Annotated in this window: 2 protein-coding genes; both read left to right on the top strand. The window is 70.3% G+C overall.

Going from position 1 to position 1,617, the window contains the following annotated elements; all coding sequences use genetic code 11:
• The first annotated feature begins 127 nt into the window (after positions 1–127).
• Positions 128–970 carry an RNA polymerase sigma factor WhiG gene (gene whiG, locus ACJA3G_RS36575; RefSeq protein WP_406557326.1) on the top strand — a complete coding sequence of 281 codons (843 nt, stop codon included), beginning with the start codon at positions 128–130 and terminating at the stop codon, positions 968–970.
• Between the two features lie 82 nt (positions 971–1,052).
• Positions 1,053–1,610 carry a TetR/AcrR family transcriptional regulator gene (locus tag ACJA3G_RS36570; protein WP_406557325.1) on the top strand — a complete coding sequence of 186 codons (558 nt, stop codon included), beginning with the start codon at positions 1,053–1,055 and terminating at the stop codon, positions 1,608–1,610.
• The last annotated feature ends 7 nt before the right edge of the window (positions 1,611–1,617 follow it).

Here is a 1,617-nt window from a genome sequence, read left to right as displayed (position 1 = left end):
GTCCCGGACCGCCCCGATCCCCCGACGTTCGCGCACCGCAACGAGCCGGTCACGCTACGCTCACGAGAACCCCGCAGCAGAGAGAATCCCCCCGCTCACGTCACACCAGAACGGCTCAAGGCAACGAATGCCCCAGCACACCTCCGGGTCTGATCGCACGGCAGCTCCCCCCGCTGCCCGCGCCGGCGGCACCGTGCGACCACCGGCGCCCTCGTCCGTCGACGAACTGTGGCGCTCGTACAAGAACAGCGGCGACGAGCGCCTGCGCGAACAGCTGATCCTGCACTACTCGCCGCTGGTCAAGTACGTCGCGGGCCGCGTGAGCGTAGGTCTGCCGCCCAACGTCGAACAGGCCGACTTCGTCTCCTCCGGAGTCTTCGGACTCATCGACGCCATCGAGAAGTTCGACATCGAACGCGCCATCAAGTTCGAGACCTACGCCATCACACGCATCCGCGGCGCGATGATCGACGAACTCCGCGCACTCGACTGGATCCCGCGCTCCGTACGACAGAAGGCCCGCGCCGTCGAGCGCGCCTACGCGACCCTCGAAGCACAGCTGCGCCGCACCCCCTCCGAGAACGAAGTCGCGGCCGAGATGGGCATCGCCGTCGAGGAACTCCACTCCGTCTTCAGCCAGTTGTCGCTCGCCAACGTGGTCGCCCTCGAAGAACTGCTGCACGCCGGAGGCGAGGGCGGCGACCGGCTCAGCCTCATGGACACCCTGGAGGACACCGCCGCCGACAACCCCGTCGAGGTCGCCGAGGACCGCGAGCTGCGCCGACTGCTCGCCCGCGCCATCAACACCCTGCCGGAGCGCGAGAAGACGGTCGTCACCCTCTACTACTACGAGGGCCTCACTCTCGCCGAGATCGGCAACGTCCTCGGGGTCACCGAGAGCCGCGTCAGCCAGATCCACACCAAGTCCGTCCTCCAGCTGCGGGCCAAGCTGGCCGACGTGGGCCGCTGAGCCCCACCCCGGCGAATCGACCCTCCGCGGATCACCGGCCCAGCCTTAGAGTGGAGCGGTGCCAAGGATTCGAGCGGCCTCAGTGGCCGAGCACCGCGCCATGCAGCGCGCCGCCCTGCTGGACGCCGCACGCTCCCTCCTGTCCCAGGGCGGCACCGAAGCCCTGACCTTCCCCGCCCTGGCCGAGCGCACCGGTCTCGCCCGGTCCTCCGTGTACGAGTACTTCCGTTCCCGGGCCGCCGTCGTCGAAGAGCTCTGCTCCGTCGACTTCCCGCAGTGGGCCGCCGACATCGAGGCCGCGATGCGGCGGGCGGGCAGCCCCGGGGAGAAGGTCGAGGCGTACGTACGCCGCCAGCTGGAACTCGTCGGCGACCAGCGCCACCGTGCCGTCGTCGCCATCTCCGCCAGCGAGCTGGACGCCGGCGCCCGCGAGAAGATCCGCGCCGCCCACGGCGGCCTCATCGCCATGATCGTCGAGGCCTTGGGCGACCTCGGCCACACCCAGCCCCGCCTGGCCGCGACCCTCCTCCAAGGCGTGGTCGACGCCGCGGTCCGCCGCATCGAGCTGGGCGCGGCGGAAGACCCGACAGTGATCACGGAGGCAGCGGTGGCAATGGCGCTACGAGGCGTGGCCGGCTGATCCTGGG

Origin of the sequence: Streptomyces sp. YS-3 (genome assembly GCF_045257485.1) — a bacterium.
Taxonomy (GTDB): domain Bacteria; phylum Actinomycetota; class Actinomycetes; order Streptomycetales; family Streptomycetaceae; genus Streptomyces.
Note: the sequence above shows the minus strand (reverse complement) of the source record. Positions and strands in the feature narration are given on the sequence as shown.